Annotated in this window: 23 protein-coding genes; 12 read left to right on the top strand and 11 right to left on the bottom strand. The window is 52.4% G+C overall.

Annotated elements, in window-relative coordinates:
- Nucleotides 1-127: 127 nt before the first annotated feature.
- The gene (locus VMT62_10265; GenBank protein ID HVN96804.1) at nucleotides 128-1,342 is read left to right on the top strand and encodes a methyl-accepting chemotaxis protein; all 1,215 of its coding nucleotides are present in this window, start codon (nucleotides 128-130) and stop codon (nucleotides 1,340-1,342) included.
- Between the two features lie 30 nt (nucleotides 1,343-1,372).
- On the opposite strand, the gene VMT62_10260 is transcribed toward VMT62_10265, so the two are convergent.
- Nucleotides 1,373-1,591, bottom strand: coding sequence for a hypothetical protein (locus VMT62_10260; protein ID HVN96803.1), 219 nt, complete (start codon nucleotides 1,589-1,591; stop codon nucleotides 1,373-1,375).
- 365 nt (nucleotides 1,592-1,956) lie between these two features.
- Nucleotides 1,957-2,424 carry a hypothetical protein gene (locus tag VMT62_10255; GenBank protein HVN96802.1) on the bottom strand — a complete coding sequence of 156 codons (468 nt, stop codon included), beginning with the start codon at nucleotides 2,422-2,424 and terminating at the stop codon, nucleotides 1,957-1,959.
- A 271-nt stretch (nucleotides 2,425-2,695) separates the two neighbouring features.
- Between VMT62_10255 and VMT62_10250 the strand changes: the two genes are divergently transcribed.
- The 4 genes from VMT62_10250 (at nucleotide 2,696) to VMT62_10235 (ending at nucleotide 5,803) form a co-directional block, all read left to right on the top strand.
- Nucleotides 2,696-3,019 (top strand): hypothetical protein, encoded by a 324-nt coding sequence (locus tag VMT62_10250; protein ID HVN96801.1) that lies wholly within the window; start codon nucleotides 2,696-2,698, stop codon nucleotides 3,017-3,019.
- 343 nt (nucleotides 3,020-3,362) lie between these two features.
- A complete protein-coding gene (locus tag VMT62_10245; GenBank protein ID HVN96800.1) occupies nucleotides 3,363-3,734 on the top strand; it encodes a hypothetical protein in 372 nt (123 codons plus the stop codon).
- 54 nt (nucleotides 3,735-3,788) lie between these two features.
- Nucleotides 3,789-5,162, top strand: coding sequence for a UGSC family (seleno)protein (locus tag VMT62_10240; GenBank protein ID HVN96799.1), 1,374 nt, complete (start codon nucleotides 3,789-3,791; stop codon nucleotides 5,160-5,162).
- An 89-nt stretch (nucleotides 5,163-5,251) separates the two neighbouring features.
- On the top strand, nucleotides 5,252-5,803 hold the full coding sequence (locus tag VMT62_10235; GenBank protein HVN96798.1) for a hypothetical protein: 552 nt from the start codon (nucleotides 5,252-5,254) through the stop codon (nucleotides 5,801-5,803).
- 79 nt (nucleotides 5,804-5,882) lie between these two features.
- Here VMT62_10235 and VMT62_10230 read toward each other — a convergent pair whose 3' ends face one another.
- Nucleotides 5,883-6,158: a DUF3147 family protein gene (locus VMT62_10230; GenBank protein ID HVN96797.1), complete on the bottom strand. Its 276-nt coding sequence runs from the start codon at nucleotides 6,156-6,158 to the stop codon at nucleotides 5,883-5,885.
- Nucleotides 6,159-6,550: 392 nt separating this feature from the next.
- On the opposite strand from VMT62_10230, the gene VMT62_10225 reads away from it, so the two are divergent.
- The 4 genes from VMT62_10225 (at nucleotide 6,551) to VMT62_10210 (ending at nucleotide 10,502) form a co-directional block, all read left to right on the top strand.
- A complete protein-coding gene (locus VMT62_10225) occupies nucleotides 6,551-7,048 on the top strand; it encodes a flavodoxin (GenBank protein HVN96796.1) in 498 nt (165 codons plus the stop codon).
- Between the two features lie 182 nt (nucleotides 7,049-7,230).
- Complete coding sequence (locus tag VMT62_10220) at nucleotides 7,231-7,743, top strand: GNAT family N-acetyltransferase (GenBank protein HVN96795.1); 513 nt, start codon at nucleotides 7,231-7,233, stop codon at nucleotides 7,741-7,743.
- Between the two features lie 243 nt (nucleotides 7,744-7,986).
- Nucleotides 7,987-8,685 (top strand): MerR family transcriptional regulator, encoded by a 699-nt coding sequence (locus VMT62_10215; GenBank protein ID HVN96794.1) that lies wholly within the window; start codon nucleotides 7,987-7,989, stop codon nucleotides 8,683-8,685.
- A complete protein-coding gene (locus tag VMT62_10210) occupies nucleotides 8,682-10,502 on the top strand; it encodes an NAD(P)H-dependent oxidoreductase (protein HVN96793.1) in 1,821 nt (606 codons plus the stop codon). The genes VMT62_10215 and VMT62_10210 overlap by 4 nt, the downstream gene beginning before the upstream one ends.
- A gap of 252 nt (nucleotides 10,503-10,754) precedes the next feature.
- Here the strand turns inward: VMT62_10210 and VMT62_10205 are convergent, their stop codons facing one another.
- The 7 genes from VMT62_10205 to VMT62_10175 all read right to left on the bottom strand — a co-directional run bounded on the left by VMT62_10205 (nucleotide 10,755) and on the right by VMT62_10175 (nucleotide 18,792).
- Complete coding sequence (locus VMT62_10205; GenBank protein HVN96792.1) at nucleotides 10,755-11,858, bottom strand: alpha/beta hydrolase; 1,104 nt, start codon at nucleotides 11,856-11,858, stop codon at nucleotides 10,755-10,757.
- A 145-nt stretch (nucleotides 11,859-12,003) separates the two neighbouring features.
- On the bottom strand, nucleotides 12,004-12,681 hold the full coding sequence (locus VMT62_10200) for a hypothetical protein (protein ID HVN96791.1): 678 nt from the start codon (nucleotides 12,679-12,681) through the stop codon (nucleotides 12,004-12,006).
- Nucleotides 12,682-12,781: 100 nt separating this feature from the next.
- On the bottom strand, nucleotides 12,782-13,528 hold the full coding sequence (locus VMT62_10195; GenBank protein HVN96790.1) for a hypothetical protein: 747 nt from the start codon (nucleotides 13,526-13,528) through the stop codon (nucleotides 12,782-12,784).
- A 305-nt stretch (nucleotides 13,529-13,833) separates the two neighbouring features.
- Nucleotides 13,834-15,180, bottom strand: coding sequence for a chloride channel protein (locus tag VMT62_10190; GenBank protein ID HVN96789.1), 1,347 nt, complete (start codon nucleotides 15,178-15,180; stop codon nucleotides 13,834-13,836).
- A gap of 77 nt (nucleotides 15,181-15,257) precedes the next feature.
- Complete coding sequence (locus VMT62_10185) at nucleotides 15,258-16,427, bottom strand: reductive dehalogenase (GenBank protein HVN96788.1); 1,170 nt, start codon at nucleotides 16,425-16,427, stop codon at nucleotides 15,258-15,260.
- Between the two features lie 49 nt (nucleotides 16,428-16,476).
- On the bottom strand, nucleotides 16,477-17,832 hold the full coding sequence (locus VMT62_10180; GenBank protein HVN96787.1) for a 4Fe-4S binding protein: 1,356 nt from the start codon (nucleotides 17,830-17,832) through the stop codon (nucleotides 16,477-16,479).
- Between the two features lie 66 nt (nucleotides 17,833-17,898).
- Nucleotides 17,899-18,792, bottom strand: a complete 894-nt coding sequence (locus VMT62_10175; GenBank protein HVN96786.1) for an EFR1 family ferrodoxin — start codon at nucleotides 18,790-18,792, stop codon at nucleotides 17,899-17,901.
- A gap of 348 nt (nucleotides 18,793-19,140) precedes the next feature.
- Between VMT62_10175 and VMT62_10170 the strand changes: the two genes are divergently transcribed.
- The 3 genes from VMT62_10170 (at nucleotide 19,141) to VMT62_10160 (ending at nucleotide 22,342) form a co-directional block, all read left to right on the top strand.
- A complete protein-coding gene (locus tag VMT62_10170; GenBank protein ID HVN96785.1) occupies nucleotides 19,141-21,780 on the top strand; it encodes a hypothetical protein in 2,640 nt (879 codons plus the stop codon).
- A gap of 32 nt (nucleotides 21,781-21,812) precedes the next feature.
- On the top strand, nucleotides 21,813-22,064 hold the full coding sequence (locus tag VMT62_10165; protein ID HVN96784.1) for a hypothetical protein: 252 nt from the start codon (nucleotides 21,813-21,815) through the stop codon (nucleotides 22,062-22,064).
- An 86-nt stretch (nucleotides 22,065-22,150) separates the two neighbouring features.
- Nucleotides 22,151-22,342 carry a hypothetical protein gene (locus tag VMT62_10160; protein ID HVN96783.1) on the top strand — a complete coding sequence of 64 codons (192 nt, stop codon included), beginning with the start codon at nucleotides 22,151-22,153 and terminating at the stop codon, nucleotides 22,340-22,342.
- Here VMT62_10160 and VMT62_10155 read toward each other — a convergent pair.
- Nucleotides 22,324-23,667 carry an aryl-sulfate sulfotransferase gene (locus VMT62_10155; GenBank protein ID HVN96782.1) on the bottom strand — a complete coding sequence of 448 codons (1,344 nt, stop codon included), beginning with the start codon at nucleotides 23,665-23,667 and terminating at the stop codon, nucleotides 22,324-22,326. The genes VMT62_10160 and VMT62_10155 overlap by 19 nt on opposite strands.
- Between the last annotated feature and the right edge of the window lie 202 nt (nucleotides 23,668-23,869).

The following is a 23,869-nucleotide window of genomic DNA, read 5'->3' as shown; positions in this document are numbered from 1 at the left end:
CCACGCCGAGCATTGGTGTGAAGCGGCATGGTATCCGGAAAGAGACGGAGGTGCGCCGGCCTCAAGGGATATCTGCTTAAGAAGGCGGGCGTTTGAACGATATATTGTAAAAAGGGGATATACCACAATGAAACTCAAGGATATCAGAATAGGCCTACGTCTGACAGGCGGGTTCGGGTTCTTCATGCTGATAACGGTCCTTCTCTGGCTCGTCGTATCTGCGGGCATACGCGGCATCGATAAAATCCCCATGCCTGATTTGAGCGTGGGTGCCTGGCTCATTATCGTCGTGAGCCTGGCGGGATGGATCACCGTCGGATGTCTTTTCTCCTTCATGCTTGTCCGCAGCATTACAGCACCCATAGGCAGACTCAACGCTCTGCATCATCTGTTGGGCAGCGGAGACCTTACCATTGACGTCAGAGTAAACAGGAAGGACGAGCTCGGTAAGGACATGGTGGAAATCAAGGGACTCATTGAACGATGGAGGCAAATCATCGGGAACGTCAAATCCGTGGCGGCCAACATTTCGTCAGCCGGAAACCAATTGAGCGCCAGCGCAGAGCAGATGTCCAAGGGCTCCCTTTTGCAAATGGAGAGGACATCGCAGGTTGCCACCTCATCCGAGGAAATGTCTCAGACCATCCTTGACATAGCGCGAAACACAGGCAACATCGCAGAGTCCGCTTCTGAGACAGCGAAAGTGGCCAAGGGCGGGCAGGAAATAGTGGGCAATTCGGTGAGGGAGGTGAGGGAGATTGCCGAGACCGTGGACGAAACCTCCACATTCATCAAAACTCTCGGAGACCGTTCCAACCAAATAGGTGAAATCGTCAACGTCATAAACGATATTGCTGACCAGACCAATCTTCTCGCCCTGAATGCGGCAATCGAAGCGGCCCGGGCCGGAGAACAGGGCAGGGGATTTGCCGTTGTCGCCGATGAAGTCAGAAAACTGGCCGAGAGAACGGCCAACGCGACATCGGAAATTGGCACCATGATCAAGGCAATACAGGACGGAGTGAAGAACGCCATCGTTGCCATGGAAAATGCCACAAGAAAGGCCGAGGCAGGTGTTCAACTTTCGATTGAAGGGGGTAATTCTCTCAACGATATTGTCGAGCGGGTCAACGAGCTTCTTGCCATGTCCCAGCAGATAGCGTCTGCCACCGAACAGATGAGCGCCACATCCGAGGAAATAAACAGGGACATAGAGCAGATCGCATCTGTTTCCAGAGAGACCTCTGCAAGCTCCGGGCAGACGTCAGAGGCGGCCACGGAGCTTGCCAAGCTCTCCATAGCTTTGGAACAGGCGGTAAGCGGGTTTAAGCTCCCTAAATAGATTCTTCCATAATCAGCACGCCGTTTGAAGTCAGTCCTTGGGGGTCTTCTTGGGCGTCTTCACTATGTCCCAAACCCCTTCCGCTGTTAACTCTTTTTCGGCCTCCCTACGGCGACGCTCGATCTCTTTGTGAGGAATATCTGTTTCGATATTCCTCTTGAAAAATGAACAATGTACGTGTCGGCCTCTGAAAAGCCCACATTCGATACATGCAGCCTTTGATATGGGACATGACAGTTTTTCATCCATTATGGGCCTCTTAAGGTTATGCTGGATCGTGCATACGTTTCTTTAGCGGCAGGGGCCGATGGACCGAATTTACGCCGAGCATTCCATCCTGATTGGGTCTTGTCCGCTGCGCGGCCGACTCAGTAATCATACGTACGACAACCATGATTAGTCAAGATATATCGGTCGTCAGCAGTAGGCGGTGGAGGCGTCCTGCGGTCGGGGCATATCTCATGCGCACGAGAAGTCCTGGCGTCACAACCGTATGCAGAATATCGGAGGCGTCCTGGCGTCCGTTAGGGACGCCGTATAGCTCTTTCACCAGGCACGAGAGACTCTTCACGAGGGCCCGCTTGAGAATGTCATTCCTGACAATCCAGCATCATCTATTTGACGTGCAACCCGCTCGGGGGTGATAACGTCGATGGTAGAGAAGTGACACAGACGAGCGTCAGGTCGTATTCTATAGTGGGGTTGAGTGCACCCCCAAATTGATGGCCCTGCACGAGCTCGCCCACAGCCCATTGAGACACCATTTTTTTTGTGGACCAAAGCACCAGCCGCGAGTCCCCGTAATCGTCACCCACATTGGGTGCACAGAATATACTGCCATGGGCGCCATATGGATCAGCCTGAGCCATGTCATATCCGTGTTTATCTATCCCCTGAGGGATGTTGTAGTCCTTCTCAAAGGCAGGCCCACTTACGTAGTCCGCATGAAAAGAACGGTAATTGGGCGCATTGTGCACGTCACTGTCGAAATCTATCTCGATAGTAAACGAGACAACCTTATGATTCATTGCAGCGTTAGAACACTGCCTGATCGTACCAACAAATACATAGTATTTCATCATGGGTATACCTCCTTTTGGTCAAATCTATTGAACCGTCGGGCATGGCTTTTACCACACTAGTCATATGTATGCGTTTTTATGAATCTATACTATCACACCTAATCGAATCGTCAATCCTTTTCTAATCGGACGCATACACCAATGCATCTTTGGGACGGCATAAGCTATCCCGCCTCGGTTGCGGGGTCAACCTCAAGCATTACTTACTTCCAGCTCAATCAGTCGAAGATCCGGGCCGTTCCATGGTATAGTGAAGCCGGAGGTGGCAGATATGGACGAGGAAAGGGATAGATTTCTTACCGAAGCCATGGGCTGGTGCTGGCATGATTTTGATCCGGACAAACCCGTAAACACCTATTCCCTCGAGGCATACGTGTGCAATAAATGTAAAGGCTTTATCCTAGGAAACAATGATTTTTCGCAGGAGGAGGACTTTTCGAGGCTTTTGAGTTGGGTCAGAAAGCAGGACCACCTGAGGGATTTTCTTATCCATTTTCACGAAGGGGACTTCGCCGATCGTGACAAAGGGTCCTCGGCCCGGGAACGCTTCGCAACTCAGTTGTATCGGCTGTTAAGAGGGAAAAGCGAAGGCTAAGCCAATAGGGTCTTTCTTTAAATCAAAAGCGCCTCACCGGGTGCGCCTTTCTCGCCAAAGCTCAAGAGGCGGCCACAAAAAAATATTTGCAACCACTTCGCAAAAGTAGGAAAATAGGAAAAATAGACTATACGGTTCTGAGCTTGAATTGATCGCTCCAGAGGATATTGAGGTTCGACTGCAACATAGGAATTTCAAATCGCGGCATCTAAAGCACAGAACTTTAACCCGAGTCCGTTCGACGATCCTTCAGAAAGTGGAGGGCCCATGCTGATTCACAATTCCGGTAGAACGATACAAAGATCCAGAGCGTTTCAATAAACTTAAAACTAGGAGGAGGCCTATGAAGAAGTTGGTGAATCTGTTGCTCATGGGGTTTTTCTTGGCGGCGAGTCTGCCCTTCTCGCCCGTATCCCATGCGCAAGAAGGCAAGATCATGGTGTTGGACCCTTTGGGGACGCCTCCGCCCATACCGAGAGTACCCATGGCGCCCCGTCTCGATACCTTGACCGGTAAAACCGTCTACATCGTAGACACCCAGTTTCCCGGAACTAAACCTTTCCTTGAGGAGATGCAAAAACTCCTTTCCCAGAAATTCCCTCAGACCAACTGGATACTTAGGGACAAGAGAGGGGCTTACTTTGATGACGATCCCAAGTTGTGGGCCGAAATCAAGGAGAAGGGCCATGCGGCCATACTCGCCATCGGCCACTGAAGTACCTGTGCGCCGGCGGTCGTCGAGCACTGTTGGAAACTTGAGAAAATGGGGGTGCCTACTGCACCTGTTATGACTTTCGCCTTTGAAGATGTTGTAAAGGGTTTTGCCCTGGACAAGGGGATGCCCGGCCAGAGATTCGTTTTTACCCCTCACCCGATTGCCAATATACCGGCAGCCACATGCCGGGAGTATTTGTCGGGCAATGATCCGGTCACGGGTAGGCCCATCGTTCAGGAGCTTGTCTCTGCGCTTACCTCACCCTTGACAGATGAGGAAAAGAAAACGGGATTTATACAGAGACCGGTACGCTCAAGACTCATCGGTCCGGATACGGAAGAAAGACTCCAGCGCCTCTTCTATGCAAACGGCTTTACAGATGGACTTCCCATCGTGCTTCCCACGGAAGAGAGAGTACGGGCCATGCTCAAAGGAACGAGTCACAGGCCCGATGAACTGGCAGGCAAGATGCAGGCCTCTTCGGTACGCGAATTCTGGTCCTACACGGTGGAGAAGGTCGCCATCAATGCAGTAATGGCAGGGGCCAAACCGGAGCATTTCCCCGTAATTCTGGCCATAGCGTCAACAGGGGTGCCCGCTATCTTCACCTCAACAACTTCGTTCGCAAGAATGGTAGTCGTGAACGGACCCATCCGCAACAAGATCAACATGAATGCCGGCATAGGTGCGCTCGGTCCCTTTAATGAGGCCAATGCCGTCATCGGACGAGCCTGGACATTGCTTTCGAAGAATCTCGGTAATGCAGGGTCACCCGGGTCCGTTTACATGGGCAGTCACGGAAATAATTTGAACTACAACAATCTTTGTTTTCCAGAAAAAGAGCAGAGCCTGCCCGAAGGGTGGAAACCCTTCCATGTCCAGAAAGGGTTTAAAGCGGAAGAAAGCGTTGTAAGCGTCTTCTCAGGCCATTATCTGATTTACGGTGACGCGCTTGCCAATTCACGCTGCTCGCCTCCCGTTGAGCAATGCCGGTACTCGGAATTGATAAAGTTTATGATACAGGATTTTAATTCCGTCGGGCCGTATCGCACGGTGAAGGCAACCATACTGCTCGATCCGACAGCCGCAAAAAGAATGAAAGACGTGGAAGGCTTCGGCAGCAAGGAACAGTTGGAACAGTGGCTCAAGGACAACATAATGATACCGGTCTGGGAGTATTGGGTCACCTATCCCAAAGATTACCAGGCAGGCAAATCAGGGACCGAGCCCTTCGCATCGTGGTTGAAGCTGCCTCCGGAAACAATAGTTCCGGTCAAGAAGTATAATCCGCCGAAGCCATACGAAGTTCCCGGCATAATCCTGAAAGACCCTATCAGCATAATAGTAGTGGGCGGAGAAACACTTCCTGTCTGGTATGTTGGAAACTTCGATTATATAACGAGTGCATCGGTAGACAAGTGGAAATGATCGGACAGTTCGCGGGGGCAGGAACGCACAGTGGGTTTCCTGTCCCCGTGCTTTGCATCCAAGAGCACCGTCTACGGAGGAAGTGCTAAATGAGAAAGAAGATGTTGTCTTGCTTATTTTTGATATGTCTCGTGCCGATTTTAGCCGGCCGCCTTTACGCTCAAAGCCCTTCCTTGCCGGCGGGCGATTCTCCGGTTAATCCCGCGCCAATCGGAGTAACCCTGGCAGATATCATCTCATGCGGGAGCGGGTATGACTCGCACCAAACGTATGACGTAAAAATCACTGTCCTGGAAACCGCGCGCGGCGAGGGAGCGCTTAAACGCATCAAATCAGTTCCGCCCGCGCGTGAGACTCCCGAGGTCGGTTTCGAATACGTTCTTGCCCGTCTACGCCTTGAGTTCTATGCAAGGACAAAACCAGGGGATTGTGTATACGAATTGAGTGAGGAAGACTTTACAGCCATCTCTTCCGACGGCAAAGAGTACAATGCCCCGTCCGCGGCGCCACCGGATCCAACCTTTTTCGGGAAGAAGATATCTTCAGGTGAAAGTGCAGAGGGCTGGGCCGTCTTTTTGGTGGGAAAAGATGACAGGCAGCCGCTTCTCACCTTTCGCAGCACTCTATGGTTTCGGCTTTAGCTGCGGCAGTCAGCGGGAAAAACGCTTACGTGATTCGTTCCTTGTGACCGTTTGAAGCGCGAAACAGGTAAGGTCTCCTTCATTTGATCATCAGTTGATGGATGCATGCGGCTATTGCCCAGACACCGAAGCTTGCCACAAGAACGATCGGAAGTGGAAGCTCCTTTTTGAAGCAGACGAACGCTACAAGATAGAAAAGGATGCTCGGCAGGATTCCCCAGAGCGCGCCCCTGGAAAACGCTTGCATGATACGCGGGTCGCCCCTGTTTTCCAAATATATCCAGACAAGAACCAGCGCCCCGGCAAGAGGCATGGTGGCTATGAGCCCGGCCGCCGCGGGAAGCCTCTTTCCGATTGCCGTGGCGGCAAGAATGATTGCAACGCTGATAAAAGCCTTGATGAGAACCTGCAGTGTTTCCTCCCTGTTTTAGACCGAGGCGTTACCGGCGAGGCGTCGCAACCTCGCCGCATCCCGTATCGGCGGCCTTTATTTTACCAGACTCGAACCCGGGGTACAATATTTTATCGAATGAGTCGCGCTATCAGGCAATAATTTGGCAGGATTAGTCTACCACCTGCATTGTTTCAGCATTATACTATTTCAAGAACAACAAGCCGGATAAGAAAGGATCATACGTAAAAGCATCAAAGAAAGAGTCCTTGTAACCATGGCGCGGGCAGGAGACAGAGACATAAACCCTATTTTCGGGCGCGTGCCGGGAACTGCAAAAATACGGGAGGAGCAGCATGCAAGTTGACACAACCAGGAAGATACTGGTCGCCTATTTTTCCCATAGTGGCAACACACGTGAATTCGCCGATCACATCCGCCGGGGTGTGGGCGGCGATGCTTTTGAGATTGAGGCTAAGGCGCCCTATCCTCATGACTACGATGCAGTTGTAAAACAGGCAAGGCAGGAGCTCAATTCCGGCTATAAACCGGAATTGAAGACAAAGATCGAAAATATCAAATCGTACGATCTGGTATTTATAGGATACCCTAATTGGTGGGGCACCGTGCCCGGTCCGGTGAAAACCTTCTTGTCTCTGTACGATTTGTCGGGAAAGACCATCGTACCATTTTGCACACACGCAGGAAGCGGCCTCGGACGGAGCGTTACCGATATTTCAAAACTCTGTCCAAAATCGATCGTGCTTAATGGCGCTGCCTTTTGGGGAAGGGATGCCAAAGTTGCACAAAACAAAGTGTCTGAATGGCTGCAAAAAATCACCATTACGAAATGAAGAGATGCTCGTTTCAAAACCTGCGTTTGCACGCAGGCGACAAAAATAGTTAAATAGAAGAAGCTCGGTTTTAGCTTTCAAGAGTCCGGCAAGGCGCCAATCATGATGAGGGAGATAGTGATGGGTTTTCAACTACGGCAGGGCGGCTTCGCCGTACACGCAGATCTGGTGGAAGGACGGACATGTTAAAGGCGGAGGTTGTGCGTACGGTCGATGACAAGATCGTGGAGACTACCGTCTTGATCAGTCGAGATGTCTATCCTGTGGGATGGGCCTGCGGCAACCCTCAAGAGTATTACAGTCAAATGCTCATCAAAGAGGACAATATTCATGTCGTGCTGCATAGCGACGAAAAAGAGGTGGGCTTTCTTTTTGCCATCCCTCACAATATCGCCGTGGATGAATTAAAGGACGCCGACCCCCTCATGAAGCCGGATTCCCAAGCGTACTACATTGAAAATGTGGCAGTCCTTCAGGCGTATCGGAAAAAAGGGGCCTTCAGTAAGATGCTCTCGTGTCTCAAAGAAGAATTGAAACAAAGAGACATTTCAAGAATAAGTTTGCACGCACGGGTATCAAACAGTTTGAGCAGAAACATCCAGCGGAATATGAACATCGTTGAGGTGCGAAGAATCGAGCGGTGGCAATACTACGACTATAAGGAGCCAACCGACTATATCGTGGCAGAATGGTGAGGTGTCATATCTTCCGATTCAGGTAGAAATTCGGGACGTCTCCACGGGCGCTTAAACGGCATCCGTAAAGCACGTCCCAAGATGCCCACACGGGCAATCTCTTTAGCTCTTCTTAATAGTAAATAATCCTGCTGCTCATTCCAGGCACAAAAGAGACCTTTGGTATAATAAGTGTAAAGTAACACTTGACACTTGATATAATCGGTGTTATAATGTCCCCAGACGGTTAAGGAGGCAGCGCAAATGATAAAGAAAACCAGCAGAGATACCCTGAGAATGAAAGATTTGACCGAGGCAACGGGTCTACCTAAATCGACAATTCTCCACTACGTGGCGCAGGGTCTCTTGCCGGAACCGACAAGGACGGGGCGGAACATGGCCTACTATAATCCGGCCTGCATAGAACGGGCAAAATTCATCAAAAGGATGCAGGGGCGTTACTCGTTCCCTCTTGACAGGATCAAGAAACTCCTTCGGTTGAGCGATGAAGGTAAAGACATCACCCATCTGGTGGAGCTGGATGCGGTCATCTTCGGGGCGGAAGAGGCCGTAAGCGTAGACGAAAAGGAATACCTGAGGGCAACCGGCCTTACTCGCGAAGAGCTCTCCGAGCTTCTTGCGGCTAACCTCATTTTACCGTGGGCGGACGGCTCTTACAGGCCTGACGACATAGAAGCCGGTCGGGCGCTGGCCGCTGCCCTCAAGAGAGGGATCAAGGCAAGGGACCTTACGTTCTTCGTGAGAGCCGCCAGGGACCTAAGCGACCACATGATGCGCCTGCGTGAGCGTCTTACCAGCCACCTTCCAGACGAAGAGGATGCGCGCGTTACCGCAGAGCTCACGCACGGCGCCAGACTGTTACGCAACTACGTGCTCGACCATACTTTTCAGCGCCGCGTATCGGCGGCCAAGAGTCTTAAAGACAAGGAGCTTCTCTCATGAAACGTTTATCAGGTAGTTTACCCCATGTAATTATAGCCGTTTACACCCTGCTCATATGTTCATCTCACGTTCAACTCGCATCAGTGAAACTCGCAAGCCTCGCAGCCCTCATTATTATAGGCGCTATTGTGGCGGGACAAAGAGGGGCATCCCCTGTTGTCAAGGCTTACTTGGTCTACTTTGTGCTGAACGCGGCCGGTCTCTGGTTAGCCCCTGGTGAGTCTATGCGCGTTTTAGGCACACTACCCGCGAGCCTCCTGTATGCGTGTTTCCTTGCAGTAGCAATCGTCCCGCCTCTTGCGGGAGGGACTTATTTCACCGAGTATTTCGCGCGTAAAACCACACCCGAAATCCTGTGGAAGACCGAGCTATTCAAGAAGATCAATAGAAACATGTCATGGATCTGGTGCGGGCTATTTGCCGCTTCCCTCGTTGTCGGGGCAATCCCCGTTCTCTTCCAACTTCAACGAAACGCAATCATGGCCGTGGCTTTTCAAATACTCTTACCCGCCTTGATCCAGCTTGGTATCGGTGTGCAGGTAAACAAACGGTATCCGGCATACTATCAAAGAAAGATCGGCATCAGTCCAGCGCAAATGTCTCAAGCCGGCGCCGCGCGAGATGTTGCCGTTCAAGCCAAATCCGAATCACAAAAGGAGCAAACCATGGAAGACAACTACAAAGTAGTAATAATCAATGGCACCCCTCACGGCGCTATAGGCAACACGAGCCAGATGACTCAGATGGTTGCACAAGCCCTCAAAACAGAGGGAATAGCCACCGAGGAAATTTTCCTCGCACAGAAAAGAATCGAGTTCTGCGTGGGTTGCGGGGTCTGTCTCGAGAAAGGACGGTGCTGGCGCAATGACGATCACGCCTCGATTGTTGCCACACTGCTTGAAGCGCATGGTCTGATTCTCGCATCCCCCGTCTATTTCGGACACGTGACGGCCCAGATGAAGGTCTTTCTTGACCGGTCTTTGGCATTCGGTCACAAGCCGCGGACCACCTGGAAACCGGGACTCGCCGTGAGTGTCTCCGCCGGCAAGGGTGAAACTGCCACAGCTGCCTATCTTTCCGGCGTACTCGGGACCTATGGGGCCTTTTCCGTGGGTGCCCTCACTTCCATTGCGGTAGGCCCCGGCGGCTTTCTGGGAAAAGAAGCGGTAGAGGCGCGGGCACGTGATCTGGCACGCGATCTCGCACGCGCCATCAAGGACAAACGGTCGTATCCCGTCACAGATAACATGCTCACCAATTATCTCTTCATGGGGGATCTCGTGAGCCGCGAAAAAGAGTTCATGCGTGACGATTACCGCTACTGGCAGGACTCAGGACTCTACGCGGGTTTTGAGGCATTTGTGGGGCAGACCTTCACCAAACAGGTCGTGAACGATGAGATGCGAAAAGAGTGGATAAAACAGATGGTGGCGCAAGAGGCGGCCCAAACCAGACAAAAAAAAGAGAAGCCTGCGGAAGCAACAAAACCTGCTCACAGCATAAGCTGCAGAGAGCTGATCAGGAACATGCCCCAGGGGTTCAACAGAGAGGCCGCGGGCGACATGAAGGCCGTCTATCAGTTCGATATTACGGGATCCGAGGTGTTCACGGCCCACCTCGTCATATCGGATAGGACCTGCACCTACGTGGATGGACCCGCACCCAAACCTGATGTGATTATCAAGTCCCCTGCAGAGGTCTGGCTGGCCATTTCAAACGGAGAGCTCTCCGGGCAAGTGGCGTTTATGTCCGGCAAGTACAAGGTGGAAGGAGACCTTGGTCTGCTTATGAAACTCTCCCAGGTATTCCGCGCGTAACTCGCATACGGCGCATTATTACCGACGGGGATTCGTGAGGCGGTCAAATGGTGATTGATTGTGTATCAATAAACGTGGCTCGGGGATCGGGAGACGGTAAGGGGTGAGACACCATGTTCTTTCCTTTCTCCCGATTCACGGTTCACGATCCTTCCGTTTCACGATTCCTATTTCCCCATTCAACCATTTTCCCGTTTCCTGGCCCTTGGCCCGCGTCTCGCGCGGGCAATCTCAAATTTGAGATTTCAAATTTCAAATTTTGCCGGGCGCGGCCTCGTCTTTGCCTAAAATGTGGCTCCGGAAGAATAAAGCGATATCCTTGTAGACGCGAGTGAGGACCTTACGGTCAAATCCCGGAGGATCTTCGGCCCACGGGCCAAGATCATGGGCGATACCTTGCGGCATGGGGGAGAGGATGGACATGTGGCCTCCGTGTTCAAGTGTGGCGAGGACAACACAGGTAGTGCACGCCATCTCGATGGCAAGCACGTGCCACTTGGGTGCAAGTTCCTGGTCCATGTCGGCTGCTATCAGCGCTGTGGGCACCCGTGGTGTGCGCAAGCTTGCCGGATCGATGAGGGCAGAAGCCGGGACAGCGGCAACCACAGCTTTGACTCTTTTATCCTCATAACTGTATTCCGTTGCGTCCACCATGCCCGATTGGGCGCCCGTCGCTAATTGTGTTTTAAGACGCTTAATCGTCTGCTCATCGAGGCCTCTTCCACCCGCTGCCCTCACCTCCCCGAACGCGCAGAAACGGATATCCTCCTCAAGGTGGAGAGCGCAATGGGTCACGAGACGGGCAAGGCTCCAGGTAGCACCGGAGAATTCGAGCGCGGTGAGCCCTCCGGCCGACATGCCGAAGACGCCTACGTTTCCTTTATCGAGAAGAGCTGCAAAGCGCGCCTCACTCTGCACATGGTCAATGGCCTGCGACACCTCGGCCGGCCGGCCTCTCCACGAGGCGGGACCGCCTTTCGTGTGGTCACGCCAGTTATCGCCCACATGTTCCGGCGCTGCTACTACGAACCCCTCTGCCACGAGCACGCGGGCCAGATCATAGTAAGTCTCACCCGAGCCACCCGTCCCGTGAGACAGGATCACGAGTCCCCTGTTGCCCTGAACGGGCTCACCGTCCCAGGCGCCTTTGAGGACAAAGGGCCCCATGGTGCGCTCGGTTTCCACTGCTTGGCTCGGATACCAGACAGTGAGTGGCCCTGACTGAGGTCCGAGCGCCGGCAGCATGGTGACGCCAACGGTAGGCGCCGAGCAAAACCCAGGAACGCAAAGCGCCGTAAGATTTAGAGCGACAAACAGAAACAGGTATTTAAGCTTGGAGGGGATAAAAGTTCTCATCCGACCATGATAGCAACGAGAACTCGTCGTGTCAAGGCACACCTGAAGCTCCCTTCCCCGATTCACGTTTCACGATCCTCCATTTCACGATTCCTATTTCCCCATTCGACCATTCGGCCATTCAACCCGCGCCCGATGCGTTTCCCTACCCTATCTTCGGCCGGCTCGGAGGCTCTTTACCCGTAGCCAAGACGGAGCCGTCACCGCTTAACTCTACGTAGCCTACATCTTCAAGGCCGTTGAGCATCACCTGAAGAAAAGGCATGGTGAGCACCGGCGATATTTCCTCCCGCTCAAACGGAGAAAACATTTCAAATAACCCGGCCGCATTGATCCCCGGCTGAGCAACTATACGGTCCAGGATCGAAATAGCCCTCCTGTAGAAGGGTTGACAGTAGTCGGAGTCGCTTATGTCAACGGCCTCGCACAAGAACTGTGCCAGGGTCCTCGTATCGAGGCATGCGAAGCGCCCACCCCTGATCTTCTTTTTCGTGAGCAACGGATGAAGCGTGAGCATGGAGGGCAGCAGTTTCTCAGGCAGGGTCTTTCTCGGCGAGAAGCCTGCGCCGTCATACTTGGCCATCTCGGGGTCCGCCACATCGGAGGCCCGGTACTTGAAGGCAATCCCCTCAGAGTACCGATTACCCATGAGATGGACGTTGTGGACAACGGGAAACATAGTGGGAAAGAGACCCTGGCAGATCCTGCCCGTAAAATAAACGCCGTCGTAGGTTATCTCATCGCCTATCTTGTAGTGGAAATGGCATGGGAAATTCTCCACGTCCCCGTCAAAGGCAATCAACGTACATTTTACCTTGAACATCCCTCGTCACCCCCTTTTCTATCAGACACAAACCAGCGGTCGAACATATCCATATCACTTCATGTTGCGGACGCGCGTTGACGGCCAGAGTGGTCGGAGCTTAGCCTGCCTCAATGCCTTCCAGATATGCCTTCACATTCCTGCCCAGGTCAGGAATGTAATACCCTCCTTCCAGGATTGAAAAGAACCGACGATTCGATGAAGCTATCATGCCGCCGATGCGCCTGAAATCTTCAGTGGTAAGGAGACCGCCCCAATCTTTCACGTATGTGTCGAATCCCGCCGAGCAGCCGACCATATCGAAATCGGTAGCGGTCCTCACCGCCCTCTCAAGGTCCCGGAAGAACTCATCCCGCGTGGCCGCGTCGATATTCCAGAATGAGATGCGCTTATCTCCGTGCACAATGTCCTCAGTGCCGTTGCCGTAGTGGAGGTCGATGTCTATGATAAGAACCCTTTCGGCGCGTCCGTCGTTCAAGAGTTTCATTACGGCAATGGCCATGTTGTTGAAGAAGCAGAAACCGCCGTTGAAGTCGCGCCCGGCATGATGGCCCGGTGGCCTGATAAGCGCAAAAGACGGCCTCACCGACGCTATTTCTGCAGCCGTGATTGCTCCGCCCGCGGCGAGGCTAGCAGCGCTGTGTGCATCAGACTTCTTTACGATCTCGATGAGCCTCTCCGTATGACAGAGGGTAAGCTCCGACTCCTCACACGGTTGAGGTGCGATAAAATCGGCCATCTTTTCGATGTCATAATAAATTTCAGTTACCCTGTCGGGGCACTCACAGTCCACAGTCTGGTAGTCTGTGAGGAAAGTATCCGAGTAAACTACGGGGACTTTTTGCATATGAGAACGGTAAAACAGAGAGACAGCGGAAGTCAAGTCATTAAGATATATCGATGTACACTCACAGCTTGTCGCAGCAAATAATATTTGCAATAACGCGTTGAAAATAGGAAAATTACCGGTAACGCTCCAAATTAGCAAAGATGTGCCTCTTCCGCGGCATGGTGGCCGCCCTATCCCGTTTAGCCGCGTCCACCCTATCCCGCCTAACATCACGATTGGCGTTGCCAATGGAAAGTATTCAATCGACTACTGCACGATTTGACGATTTGACCATTCGACTATTCGACTGATCCCGATTACGTTCATCGGTTTCCCGTTATTTTCCTGATCCCTTTGAGAATAATACCCGTGAGGCTTTTCTCTCGTTCTTCGTATTGTACACCATCTATTTGTCTCATCTCTTTACCGGGTTCGACCGATAGAGAGGACGATTTCGACATGGATAGTATCTGGCTCGGATACACGCTGCGGTGTCCGGTCATGAGAAAACTGATCACACAGGAAACTGCCGCAAAAGGGGCGACCTGCGGACCGAAGAACTCTACCGCCATTATACTTGCCGCAATGGGCGTGTTGGCGGCCCCGGCGATGAGACTCACCATACCTATGGCAGCGAAAATAGCGGAACCGAATCCGGGTATCTGACCAAAAAGGTTGCCGGCGGTAGACCCGACGAAAAAGATCGGCGTGATGATGCCGCCGCTGCCGCCGAAGCCGAGCGTAATTGATGTAAAAATGACCTTGAGAATGAAGGCGTACCAGGGTGGATTATGGCCCTGAAGGGCTTGCTCAATCGTATCGAGCCCCAGACCGAGATATTGAGTGGAAAATACGAGTGTAAGCAGAATAAGAACAACCCCGGCAGCGAACGCTTTCCATTCTTCACGGACTTTGATCGCCCGAGCAATTTTGCCAAAGTATGTCAGTGATTCGATGAGAAGAATGGAGCAAAGACCGAAAAAAATACCGCCCAGGCAGACTTTAAGAAAGAAAAGGCTCGTGAAGCTGGGAACGAAAGAAAGCGGGTGATGGAAATAGGTTGTCCCCATCAACGAAGATACATGGTATCCGACCATGCCCGCGATGAAAGACGGGAGGAGCACATCATAGAGCAGACCGCCCACGTAAAGCACCTCCACGCCGAATATGGCCCCCGCTATCGGGGTTCCGAAAACTGTGGCAAAGCCGGCGCTGATGCCGCATATAACGAGTTTCTTCCGGTCTTTGTTATCAAACCTGAACAGATCGGCGAATCCTGAACAGAGGGCGGCGCCTATCTGCGCAGCAGGTCCTTCCTTACCCGCAGAGCCGCCGCACGCTATGGTAACCACGGTCGCCAGAAGTTTAACAGGAACCACAGCGAGTTTGATCTTGCCTGATCTGCGATGCACGGCCTCGATAATCTTCTCGGTGCCATGACCGCGCGCATCCGGAGCCAGATACTTGACGAGCAATGTGCTCGCCAAAAACGCAAAAGGCATGAGCAGGAAAAAATAGGGAAGTCGGGATGTGAGCCAGATGCCGCCGTTTAACAGCTTGAGAAAGACCGCGGTCGATGCTCCGACGAGGATGCCGGTGCAGGAGGCAAGAACGATCCATTTTACGATGCTTACGAGAAGCACCGATTGTTCCATCACCTTTCTTTTCATATATCAGGTCCCGTCATAGTATCATACAAAATATAGCACAGATTGAAAGGGAAGAAGGATTAAGGGGCTTGCGGTTCTTATTTTCCGTCTGGCTCGGGGGGAACGGTAAGGACTCCGTCGCCGTGCACGTCTTCAAGGTCGAACCACCACTTCTTCGAGTAATCCGGTCTGCCGTATCCGAAGAGGTCATCACCCATGATCGCGAGCGTACGGGCAAACGCCGATTTTCGCATGGCCCAGCCCACAGCCCGATGGAACGGTGTGTACGGTTTGTTCCACGGACAGACCTTGAAGCAGGTACCGCACCCGGATCCCCTGGGATTGCCGACCCTCATCTTTGTACACGCCTCAACGTTGACAGGCCACTTTTCGTATCCGTTATACATGACCTTGCCGCCGTGGGGTAGAGCCCCGGAGGGACACTCACGCGCACATTTCTTGCATTTGGAACAGAAGTCCTGCAAACCGAAATCGATGGGCTTGTCGGGCAATAACGGCAAATCCGTGGTTACGATAGCGGCCTTGAAGCGGGGACCGAGGAACGGGTTTACCACGCAGTCGCCGATCCGGCTCATCTCGCCGAGCCCAGCCCAGAGGAGGATCGGCGGCAGGACAACCTGATAGTTGACGGCGAAGTGGGCCCTCGCGGGATAACCGAGCCGCCGGATATATTCCGCGAGCGTCATTGCCACGAATCCGGATGTGGAGTAGGCAAGCATGCTCATGGAATTGCTGATCCAGTCGTTTCCTGTAAAAGCTTCTGAGGTGGGCCCGTCCTGGTCGATCAGGATAGCGATCGCATTCTTATGGGTAAGATTGACCGGTATGCCCTCTTCAATCTTTCCCGTCCAGTCGAAGCTCTCGCTGTAGACTGCGTAGCGTGGCAGCGCGCATATACCTACGAGATCGGCCCGTAAGAAGTACGCCGCATTCTTGATATGGCGGGAGAGTATCGCAGGGTCGTCAGGGATCGGGGCTTTTTGTCCGGCCACCATGCCGTCCACGAACTCCCTCATGCGGTTCATCATCCAGCGCTCGGCCCCGGATAATGGGTGTTTACCGACAAATCGAGCGACTTCACGCTTTAGCCCCGGCCCGTAGATCCCGCGCCGTGCCTTCATGAAGCCGGCGTCCATCTCGCTCACGGGCTTCACTTCTTCATCGTGGATGATCGTGGTTGGCCGATCCACCCGTTTGAGTCGGTGTACGGGGAAAGGTTCTCTATTTAGTCTCTGCGCACGCTTCATAACAGGTGCATTCTAACACGGAAGCTTAAGCGTCTACAAACGGAAAACTTCACTGCAGCTTTACTGCCTCGTAGGGACAGACAGCCACACACATACCGCATCCCGAGCACATATTGACGTCAACCCGTGCCTTTTTGTTCTCAACAGCAATGGCGAGACAGATACTATCAGAGCAGATACCGCATCCCTTGCACTTCTTTGTGTCAACTTTCGCGAGCACGCGACGCTCGTCGTAGGTCGAGTGAAGCGTCTTTGCGGGTTTGATGTGGCTTAACGCCAGGCCTCTAAAATCCTCGGGTGTGGTATAGGCCTGATCCTCCATATACTTCTCAAGGAAGCGGACATCCCTTTTGATCAGGTTTCTCCCCTGCATGAGCACGGGGGTCACCGTCTGAACAGCGGTGGCGCCGAGCATGATCGATTCTACTACGTGCTCAGGCTTACTCATACCTCCGCAGCCTATGATTTGAATCCCGGGGGCAAAACGGGCGACACTCGCGATCTGTTTATACACGAGCGGCCGCAGCCATTCGCCTCCTATGGTTGCCATGGGGCCGTCTGTCAGATGCGGCCACATGGCTTCTCCCCTGTTATAGATATCGGGGGGGACCACGGTCAAGCTGAAATTACTGCAGGTGATGAACTTACCCCCTGCGTCACGTATCCTTCTCGCGAGCTCGATCACGCGAGGGAAACCTGTCTCCGCGCTAATTTTGACGCCCACCGGAATGCCGACGGCCCTTGACACCTCCCGCGTCACCCTCTCCACAAGGTCAGGCTGATCGCCAAGAAAGAGCCCCGGAGGGGCAAGCGGAAAATCCTTTTCAAAATAGGACGCGACCCCTTCTTCAAGAGTGGCTTGAACGGTAGCCGGAGAGCTGAGATTGAGTTCGATAAGGTCCACACCCGCCTCCTCGTGGGCTTTAGCGCCTGCCACGAAGGTCTCCGCATAAAAACCCAGGCCACTCACATTTGCGATGAGCGGTATGTCTTTTGGTTTTAGCTCTTTTAGTTTCTCGATGAGCATTGACGTGCTGTTTTTGAAGATACCGGCTGAAATCTGAGGGGTGTTGCCGCTCGGTGCGAGCGAATAAATGGAATCTTTCTGGCCGGCCTTAAGAAAGATCGCAGGGCGCTTCGATGCTTTGGGCGGGATGAGCGGTTTGGCTCTTTTCTGGAGGTCAGAGAGGAGTGCATCAGGCACATGGATGGTGCTCGGTAGACAAATAAACCCGGCGCCGGCGGCAATGTGTTTGAGAAATATGGACGCATAGAGGTCAAGGGTCAGGCGTTCCCGCTGCATCGGCGGCCCGCCAACTGATCCCACACCCACCGGTGTCCGGAACTTGACCCCGGCGACTCGCACGCTCGTATCTTTAGCACCGGTACTCTTTGCATTCTTCATGGCAGACCTCCTGAAAGATCGAAAAATACGCGACGCCCGTACACGTGTGTGAACCTTAAACCTTTCTCAATCTTCGTCCGGGATGATATAACGCGGGTGCTCGCTATAGATTTTATAGTAAGGTATATCCCAGCGTATGCTCTCAATCGGCACGAGCGGCCTGAAAGTCCCCTCTGCTTCAGCCTGTGCGAGACTACTCACGTAAATGGTCTTCCCGCGCCTGTGTCCTTTCTTTATGAAGGAATCATAGTCAACCGATATGGCCCCTTGCGGACAGATCATCTCACAGAAGTGACAGGTATGGCAGTTCTTGCCAAAGACCACAGGACGTGCATTGAGATCGATACCGTTCACAGGGCAATGGTCGATGCAGAGCGTGCATGCAGGGTAGGTACACTTCTCAGCATTGAATTTTGGTCGGGGCCTCTTGAGGCGGGTTGCGCGAGGCAGAGGCAGTTTCGGAAGGCGCGGGACCGCCCGTAGCCCTTCCGCCTCTACACGCAGCCGTAGCTTAGCCATCTCTTCACCGAATGCCCTTGCTTCGGCGAGATCAATCTCATCGGGATGGCCTTCCGTGAAATATGGCTTGGGCATCATGGGAAGGAACACGCTCCCGTACCAGTCACGTAGTCCTATAACCTTGAGCCCTTTCTTCTTCAAGAGTTTTATAAGTACGGGAAAGAATCTTCCCCCGCGGGCGCCATGCGTGGAAAAAGCAAATGCATATTTTCCATGTAAATCAGGCAGGGCCTCAACAAACCACATGAGCTGTTTTGGGGGTCCGCCCCACACGGGGCTCCCAATGCCTATGAGATCGTAGTTTTCGATGCGCTTACTATCGACGTCCTTGAGTTTAACAAGATCGCATGACTCGAGCAAGGGGCTCATACCTTTCCGTATGGCCTGTGCAATCTTCTTTGTGTTTCCGCTCAAGGAAAAATAAATGATGATGGCTTTCATGATGTTTCTTCTCCCGATGTAAAGTGTGATTTATCATTGGCCCTATATCATCCGATACCGTGAGAGAAAAAGCAAACCAATTCCTCCGGATAGCTCGGCCTCATCAGTATTGCACCGGCATGCATCACAACCAAAGCATTCAGGTACTGCCCCACGAGCAATTGCCCTATGAACACCTGACTATCCACAAATCTGCAGCGGTCTGACAATGTCTGAATTTACCTGTACACATTCTTCAAAAAAACGTATATAATCCAATTTGGAAATGATATTGCCGCTAGAACACACTCCCTTAGATGGCCGCCCCACAAATTCTTACACAATCATGACAAAACTTGAGGTGAAAAGATGAGAAAGAGCTGGATGCTAAAATTGTACGCCCTCGTTATAGTTTCGGTACTCTCCGGTTGTATGCCCCTGCCGCAACCAGGTGATGGTACCTATGGATCTTCAGGGGGGAGATTAGCCCAGAAGAAAGGCGCTCCTCAAGCAGCCCTCAAGCGTTCCGGCAGTTCTCCGGGTGCGAGTCTCTCAAGATCAGGCATGGCCGACGCATCTGCTACTACGGGTTCGGGCACCCCCGTGATCACCGTAACACAACCCCTGGCCGGCGTTTACAGCCTTCAGGCGCTTATCGCGTTTGATGATCTCGACGGAGCAATCTACGATCCTGCAACAGGCACCGTCTCTCTATTCGGTCACAGGGAGAGCAACAATTACTCCACCGCTGTTCCTTACTTAGACTATCTGGCGACCGCTCTTGAAAGCAAGTCGCCGATATTCAGCCTCGAATGGACGGCAGCTTCAGAAAGGCAGGTAGACCGGGCGCTTACGATAAGCGACAGTGAACTGGTAGATAAGCTTGGGGATATCTTCGATCAGAACGGGCGACTCACACCCATAGGTGAATGGTGGTTGAAACAGGGAGGCGCCCAGGTGCGCGCCGGAATGACCCGGTATGATGCAAACAGCAAAGTATTTGAGGCGACCGGACGCACGAAAGAGGCGCGTGCGCTTCAACTGATCGGGGCCCGTGATGAGGCATTAAACAGGGGAGAACAGGGCCGGGAGGAATTCGAAGAGCTGGCACGGGTCCTCGGCATCTACGACCAGTTAGCCGATTATGCGGGGCGTTACAGGGCGGGTCAGATATCGCAGGTTGAGCTCATGGATTACGCCATGCCTCTTTATGTCGGAGGTATTGCGGAGGTTTTCGGACAGAACCCCGATACGTACATACAGCGATACCGTCTGTTGAGAAGTCGCGGTGTCGGTTTTGACGCGGCCCTTGAGCAAGCTGTTTCGGAGATCGTGACGCGTGAGAACCAGAAGGCATGGCTGAGAAATGCGTATGACGATCTGTTCAGAAATAAATCTGAGGTCTACGTTCCACCCGCAATCATGAAGCAGATACTCAACGTAGAGCCACGAGTAAGGCCCGTATTTACGGGCCTTCCGCCGCAGTCACTGCTGGCACACACCGCATTCGAAGCCGATGTTTTCTGCAAATCTTTGCCCAATATCCCTGAGCTCAAGAACAAAGTTCCGCAGTATCGAACGTATTTTGAATGGCGCAGGACCAAGACGCGGGCCCCGGCAACAGACGGGCACACCTGGATTTCTCCGGGCGTTATCGACATCGTAGAATCGCAGGACGGCAATGCCATGCGTTTTAGTAATTTCAAGATGAAATTCAATCTCGAAAAGTATGTTAATGGAAAGAGCGTCTCCGATCCGCTGCTCTCCGAATACGCCCTGGAGCTTAGCGCCCGGTATGATGAGATAAGCAGGGAATATCCAGTCTTGAGGCAGATGCGTGAAGCAATGAAGGTTGTGGCGGTGGCCGAATGGATCAATAAGAAGGGCGCGCGACTTCATTTCCCTGAGCAAGGACGTGGTTCATGGAATCCCCCTGCCGACTACCCGGGGGTCATACATATGGCCATTGCTATCCAATCGGGACCGGTTGGCGCGATCATTACGGCGGCGGGCGGCGTGGATATGCGAGTCGAAGACTGGTGGAACTTGCGAAAGGGGGATTATCTTGACGTCCCGGTTGTAAAGAGCATGACGGTGCCGTCTCTCAAAGAACCCGATAGTGAGCTTAATAAAGTCTACAAAACGCTCAAGATTGTTGAGCCCCCGAGCCCGGCGCGTGATCTGCCCGGCTGGGTAGCGCAGGCAAAAAGCGGACAACAGGCGCTCCAATACGTGAGTGTGAAACAGAGTGAGCTCAACCAGAAGACTGATTCCGCCGAGATATTGCTTCAGCTTCAAAAGGTGAAAAAGAAGGCGGAGCTGCTCGACTATTACGATCGACTCATTAACGCTCAAACCAAAGAACGCATGTTGGCCGTTCAGGAAATGACAAGGCTTAAAGAGGAAAGCGATAAGAAGAAACAGGAATTGCTCGATGAGGCGCAGGGTCTTGCTTTCTCTGTGCTTGTCAATCTCCGCAAACTTGACTGGGCAGCTGCGCCGGCCACTGCGGAGAGAAGGAATGCGGAAAAATTCCTCGAAACTGTCGAGGACCTCTCCCGTATAAAGGAGCTGGCAAATGGCTTTCTTGAGGAACTGGAAAGAATAAAGAAGGGAGAAGCCGATCCCGACCGCCTCATCAAAGTGGGGAAAGAACTCGCAGATGATGCGATTGAGGTCAGAAAAGTACTCACGCCTGAAGGTCAGGACTGGGTTCGCGAGGGCGATATCTTTGATCCCAAGAATGTAAGAATGGCGCATGCGCCGGAATGGACCAGGGCGGAAGATGTGGCAACCAAATCCTCTGTGGTGGCGGGCGTGGCATTTGGCGCAGCCTCGATTGAAATGAAGAGTTTTGAATACCTGGATATGTACAGAGCAAATGCCGAAATCGCAGACTCGCTCGGCGAACACGCGAAAGATCTGGGCGAGATTGAGCGCATGAGGGCGAGATTGATTCAGGAATATACGGTGGAAAAACGGAAATTGGAAAGAATGATGAGCCCCTGAGATAGCGTAAGCTCTCAGCGCAGAAAGAACAGGTGATCTTTGCAAACGGCGGTGTGAAATCGTCTAACTTCGACGATTACAAGATACTCTCCATGAGCGAAACGCCGGAGATAGAGGTCCACATCGTAAAGAGCACTGATAAGATCGGAGGCATCGGTGAGCCGGGTGTGCCGCCGGTTGCACCGGCAGTGGCAAACGCTTTCTTCAACGCCACGGGTGTTCGCATAAGACGCCTGCCGCTCGACCCTGTAACGGTTAAGGAAGCATTAAAGCAGAAGATCTAGAAGAGTGAAAGACCATCTTCCGGCGGAGCCGGTGAGCCTCATCGCCGATTCCGCCGGAAGTCTTTTTTCCTCACGTTAAGAGATCCATGGCATACGCAGAGGACGCGTCAAAAGTCATTGCACAATCCCCGGGGAGAAGCTCCTGCAATGAATCATATCTCATCGTGGATCTTTTGCCATGGCTTCTCCTCCAGGATAAAGCATATGCCCTCAAGTCAAATGAATATTCAATCTATTCCCATAGACACTTCAACCCGCACTATTTCGTGGTTTTGTAGAGCTTCCAGAACTCAGGGCAGTCCGGTGTCAAAGGCACTTTCTTGGTGAGGTCCTTGCCCTTCAGGCCGGGATAGTCAGCGCCGTAACGATAGGATCTATGGGTCTGATTGTCCATGGAGTTGGCTCTAGGAGCATCTTCCAGGAAGCACTTGACTTCAGCGTTATCGACCGGGATCACATACTCCCACACGATTTCCTTTTTGGGTGTTACTTCAAAGATATGCCCCTTCGCGGTTGATGTGACAAGGACATTCCCATTGGGAAGCCGCTGCGCTGAACCCTGGCGATAAGAAAAGAAGCTTGTGGAATCGTTTGAATAGTATTCCCATACGATCTTGTTTGTCTTCGGATTAACTTCAACAACACGTGAGCGATTTCCTTCAGGTCTTTCTGAGCCGTTGTCAAAGATCTGAATGTTCCCGTTATCCAGGACGGAGGCATGGTGGGATCCAAAAAGCTGCTGATCTCCGTTATCGTAATAGGACGGGCATTTCCCCTGGCCATAGGCACAGGGATTGCCCCAGCGCCACTGAATCTGCCCGGTCTTGTGATCTATCAAATATGTCTCGCTGAAGTTTCTTGAATTCACAATGACCTGGTCCGTTTTGGGATTATAGTCCGCGGTGTTAAAATGGGTCCAGTCGAAGTTGGGATAGTATTCGCCTACCGGTTCCGGGAGTTTATAATTGATATCCAGCCTGGTAGGACCCTTGCCGATATGGTCCCAGGCGTGCCATTCCCACACGGTCTTTCCTGTCTTGTCCACTTCTCGAACAAAGTCAGACCAGAAACCGTAGATCCACTTTCCTCCTGCAAAAACAGATGCAGGAACCGTCTTCGGGTCCCTGCCCTTGACAAGGGCTTCTTCAATACCCTTGTACTCCCAACCCAGGACCAGGGTGTTGCCATTGGGCATTCGAGAAAAACAGTGATGTTGCACCTCCGTTGGTGAAAACATCTTGTATTCCCAGACCACTTTGCCGTCCCAGTCTATTTCCTGGACGCTACCTCCAACTCCTCCCATGTTCACAGGGGGATCCGGTAATTTTCCGCTCCTAAGAAGATTACCATTTTCGAGCAACATCGTGGCCCACGGTAAGTACTGGGTCTCCCACTTATGGACTATGTTCCCTTCCATGTCGATGAGATAGACTGTTTTACTGGTCGAGGGTGAAAACAGAGTGTAGCCGTCATAGGCCTTGGCCTTGTCGTACTTGAGCACCCCTGTGGGGCCGTTCAGGGCTTCATAAGCCATTGCGGAGCTTAATAAGAAAATTAGTATAAACGTCGTAAATAAAAAACTGCCCGCGATTCTTCTTCCCATACATTTCCCTCCTTTTTCAATTGGTGATCTGTACAAGATATTTCTCTAAATGCATGTCGCCTCGCGCGTAGGAACCGAACACCGCCACTTGTTTTACTCCATGCTTTGTACGTGCTGATACAACTGTTTTGAATATCTCCTCCCCTTCCACCTGTCACTTCCTGTATCTCAAATTGTAGCGGAATTATCCTAAGTCCTCAAG

Source organism: Syntrophorhabdaceae bacterium (assembly GCA_035541755.1).
GTDB lineage: Bacteria > Desulfobacterota > Syntrophorhabdia > Syntrophorhabdales > Syntrophorhabdaceae > PNOF01.
The sequence above is the reverse complement of the archived record's forward strand: the minus strand, read 5'-3'. Positions and strand labels throughout refer to the sequence as shown.

What these genes read in the sequence shown, in the direction of transcription:
- VMT62_10265 (HVN96804.1), top strand. Translation starts at nt 128, where the DNA reads ATGAAACTCAAGGATATCAGAATAGGCCTACGTCTGACAGGCGGGTTC.
- VMT62_10260 (HVN96803.1), bottom strand. Translation starts at nt 1,591, where the DNA reads ATGGATGAAAAACTGTCATGTCCCATATCAAAGGCTGCATGTATCGAA.
- VMT62_10255 (HVN96802.1), bottom strand. Translation starts at nt 2,424, where the DNA reads ATGATGAAATACTATGTATTTGTTGGTACGATCAGGCAGTGTTCTAAC.
- VMT62_10250 (HVN96801.1), top strand. Translation starts at nt 2,696, where the DNA reads ATGGACGAGGAAAGGGATAGATTTCTTACCGAAGCCATGGGCTGGTGC.
- VMT62_10245 (HVN96800.1), top strand. Translation starts at nt 3,363, where the DNA reads ATGAAGAAGTTGGTGAATCTGTTGCTCATGGGGTTTTTCTTGGCGGCG.
- VMT62_10235 (HVN96798.1), top strand. Translation starts at nt 5,252, where the DNA reads ATGAGAAAGAAGATGTTGTCTTGCTTATTTTTGATATGTCTCGTGCCG.
- VMT62_10225 (HVN96796.1), top strand. Translation starts at nt 6,551, where the DNA reads ATGCAAGTTGACACAACCAGGAAGATACTGGTCGCCTATTTTTCCCAT.
- VMT62_10220 (HVN96795.1), top strand. Translation starts at nt 7,231, where the DNA reads ATGTTAAAGGCGGAGGTTGTGCGTACGGTCGATGACAAGATCGTGGAG.
- VMT62_10215 (HVN96794.1), top strand. Translation starts at nt 7,987, where the DNA reads ATGATAAAGAAAACCAGCAGAGATACCCTGAGAATGAAAGATTTGACC.
- VMT62_10210 (HVN96793.1), top strand. Translation starts at nt 8,682, where the DNA reads ATGAAACGTTTATCAGGTAGTTTACCCCATGTAATTATAGCCGTTTAC.
- VMT62_10205 (HVN96792.1), bottom strand. Translation starts at nt 11,858, where the DNA reads ATGAGAACTTTTATCCCCTCCAAGCTTAAATACCTGTTTCTGTTTGTC.
- VMT62_10200 (HVN96791.1), bottom strand. Translation starts at nt 12,681, where the DNA reads ATGTTCAAGGTAAAATGTACGTTGATTGCCTTTGACGGGGACGTGGAG.
- VMT62_10195 (HVN96790.1), bottom strand. Translation starts at nt 13,528, where the DNA reads ATGCAAAAAGTCCCCGTAGTTTACTCGGATACTTTCCTCACAGACTAC.
- VMT62_10190 (HVN96789.1), bottom strand. Translation starts at nt 15,180, where the DNA reads ATGAAAAGAAAGGTGATGGAACAATCGGTGCTTCTCGTAAGCATCGTA.
- VMT62_10185 (HVN96788.1), bottom strand. Translation starts at nt 16,427, where the DNA reads ATGAAGCGTGCGCAGAGACTAAATAGAGAACCTTTCCCCGTACACCGA.
- VMT62_10180 (HVN96787.1), bottom strand. Translation starts at nt 17,832, where the DNA reads ATGAAGAATGCAAAGAGTACCGGTGCTAAAGATACGAGCGTGCGAGTC.
- VMT62_10175 (HVN96786.1), bottom strand. Translation starts at nt 18,792, where the DNA reads ATGAAAGCCATCATCATTTATTTTTCCTTGAGCGGAAACACAAAGAAG.
- VMT62_10170 (HVN96785.1), top strand. Translation starts at nt 19,141, where the DNA reads ATGAGAAAGAGCTGGATGCTAAAATTGTACGCCCTCGTTATAGTTTCG.
- VMT62_10160 (HVN96783.1), top strand. Translation starts at nt 22,151, where the DNA reads ATGGCATACGCAGAGGACGCGTCAAAAGTCATTGCACAATCCCCGGGG.
- VMT62_10155 (HVN96782.1), bottom strand. Translation starts at nt 23,667, where the DNA reads ATGGGAAGAAGAATCGCGGGCAGTTTTTTATTTACGACGTTTATACTA.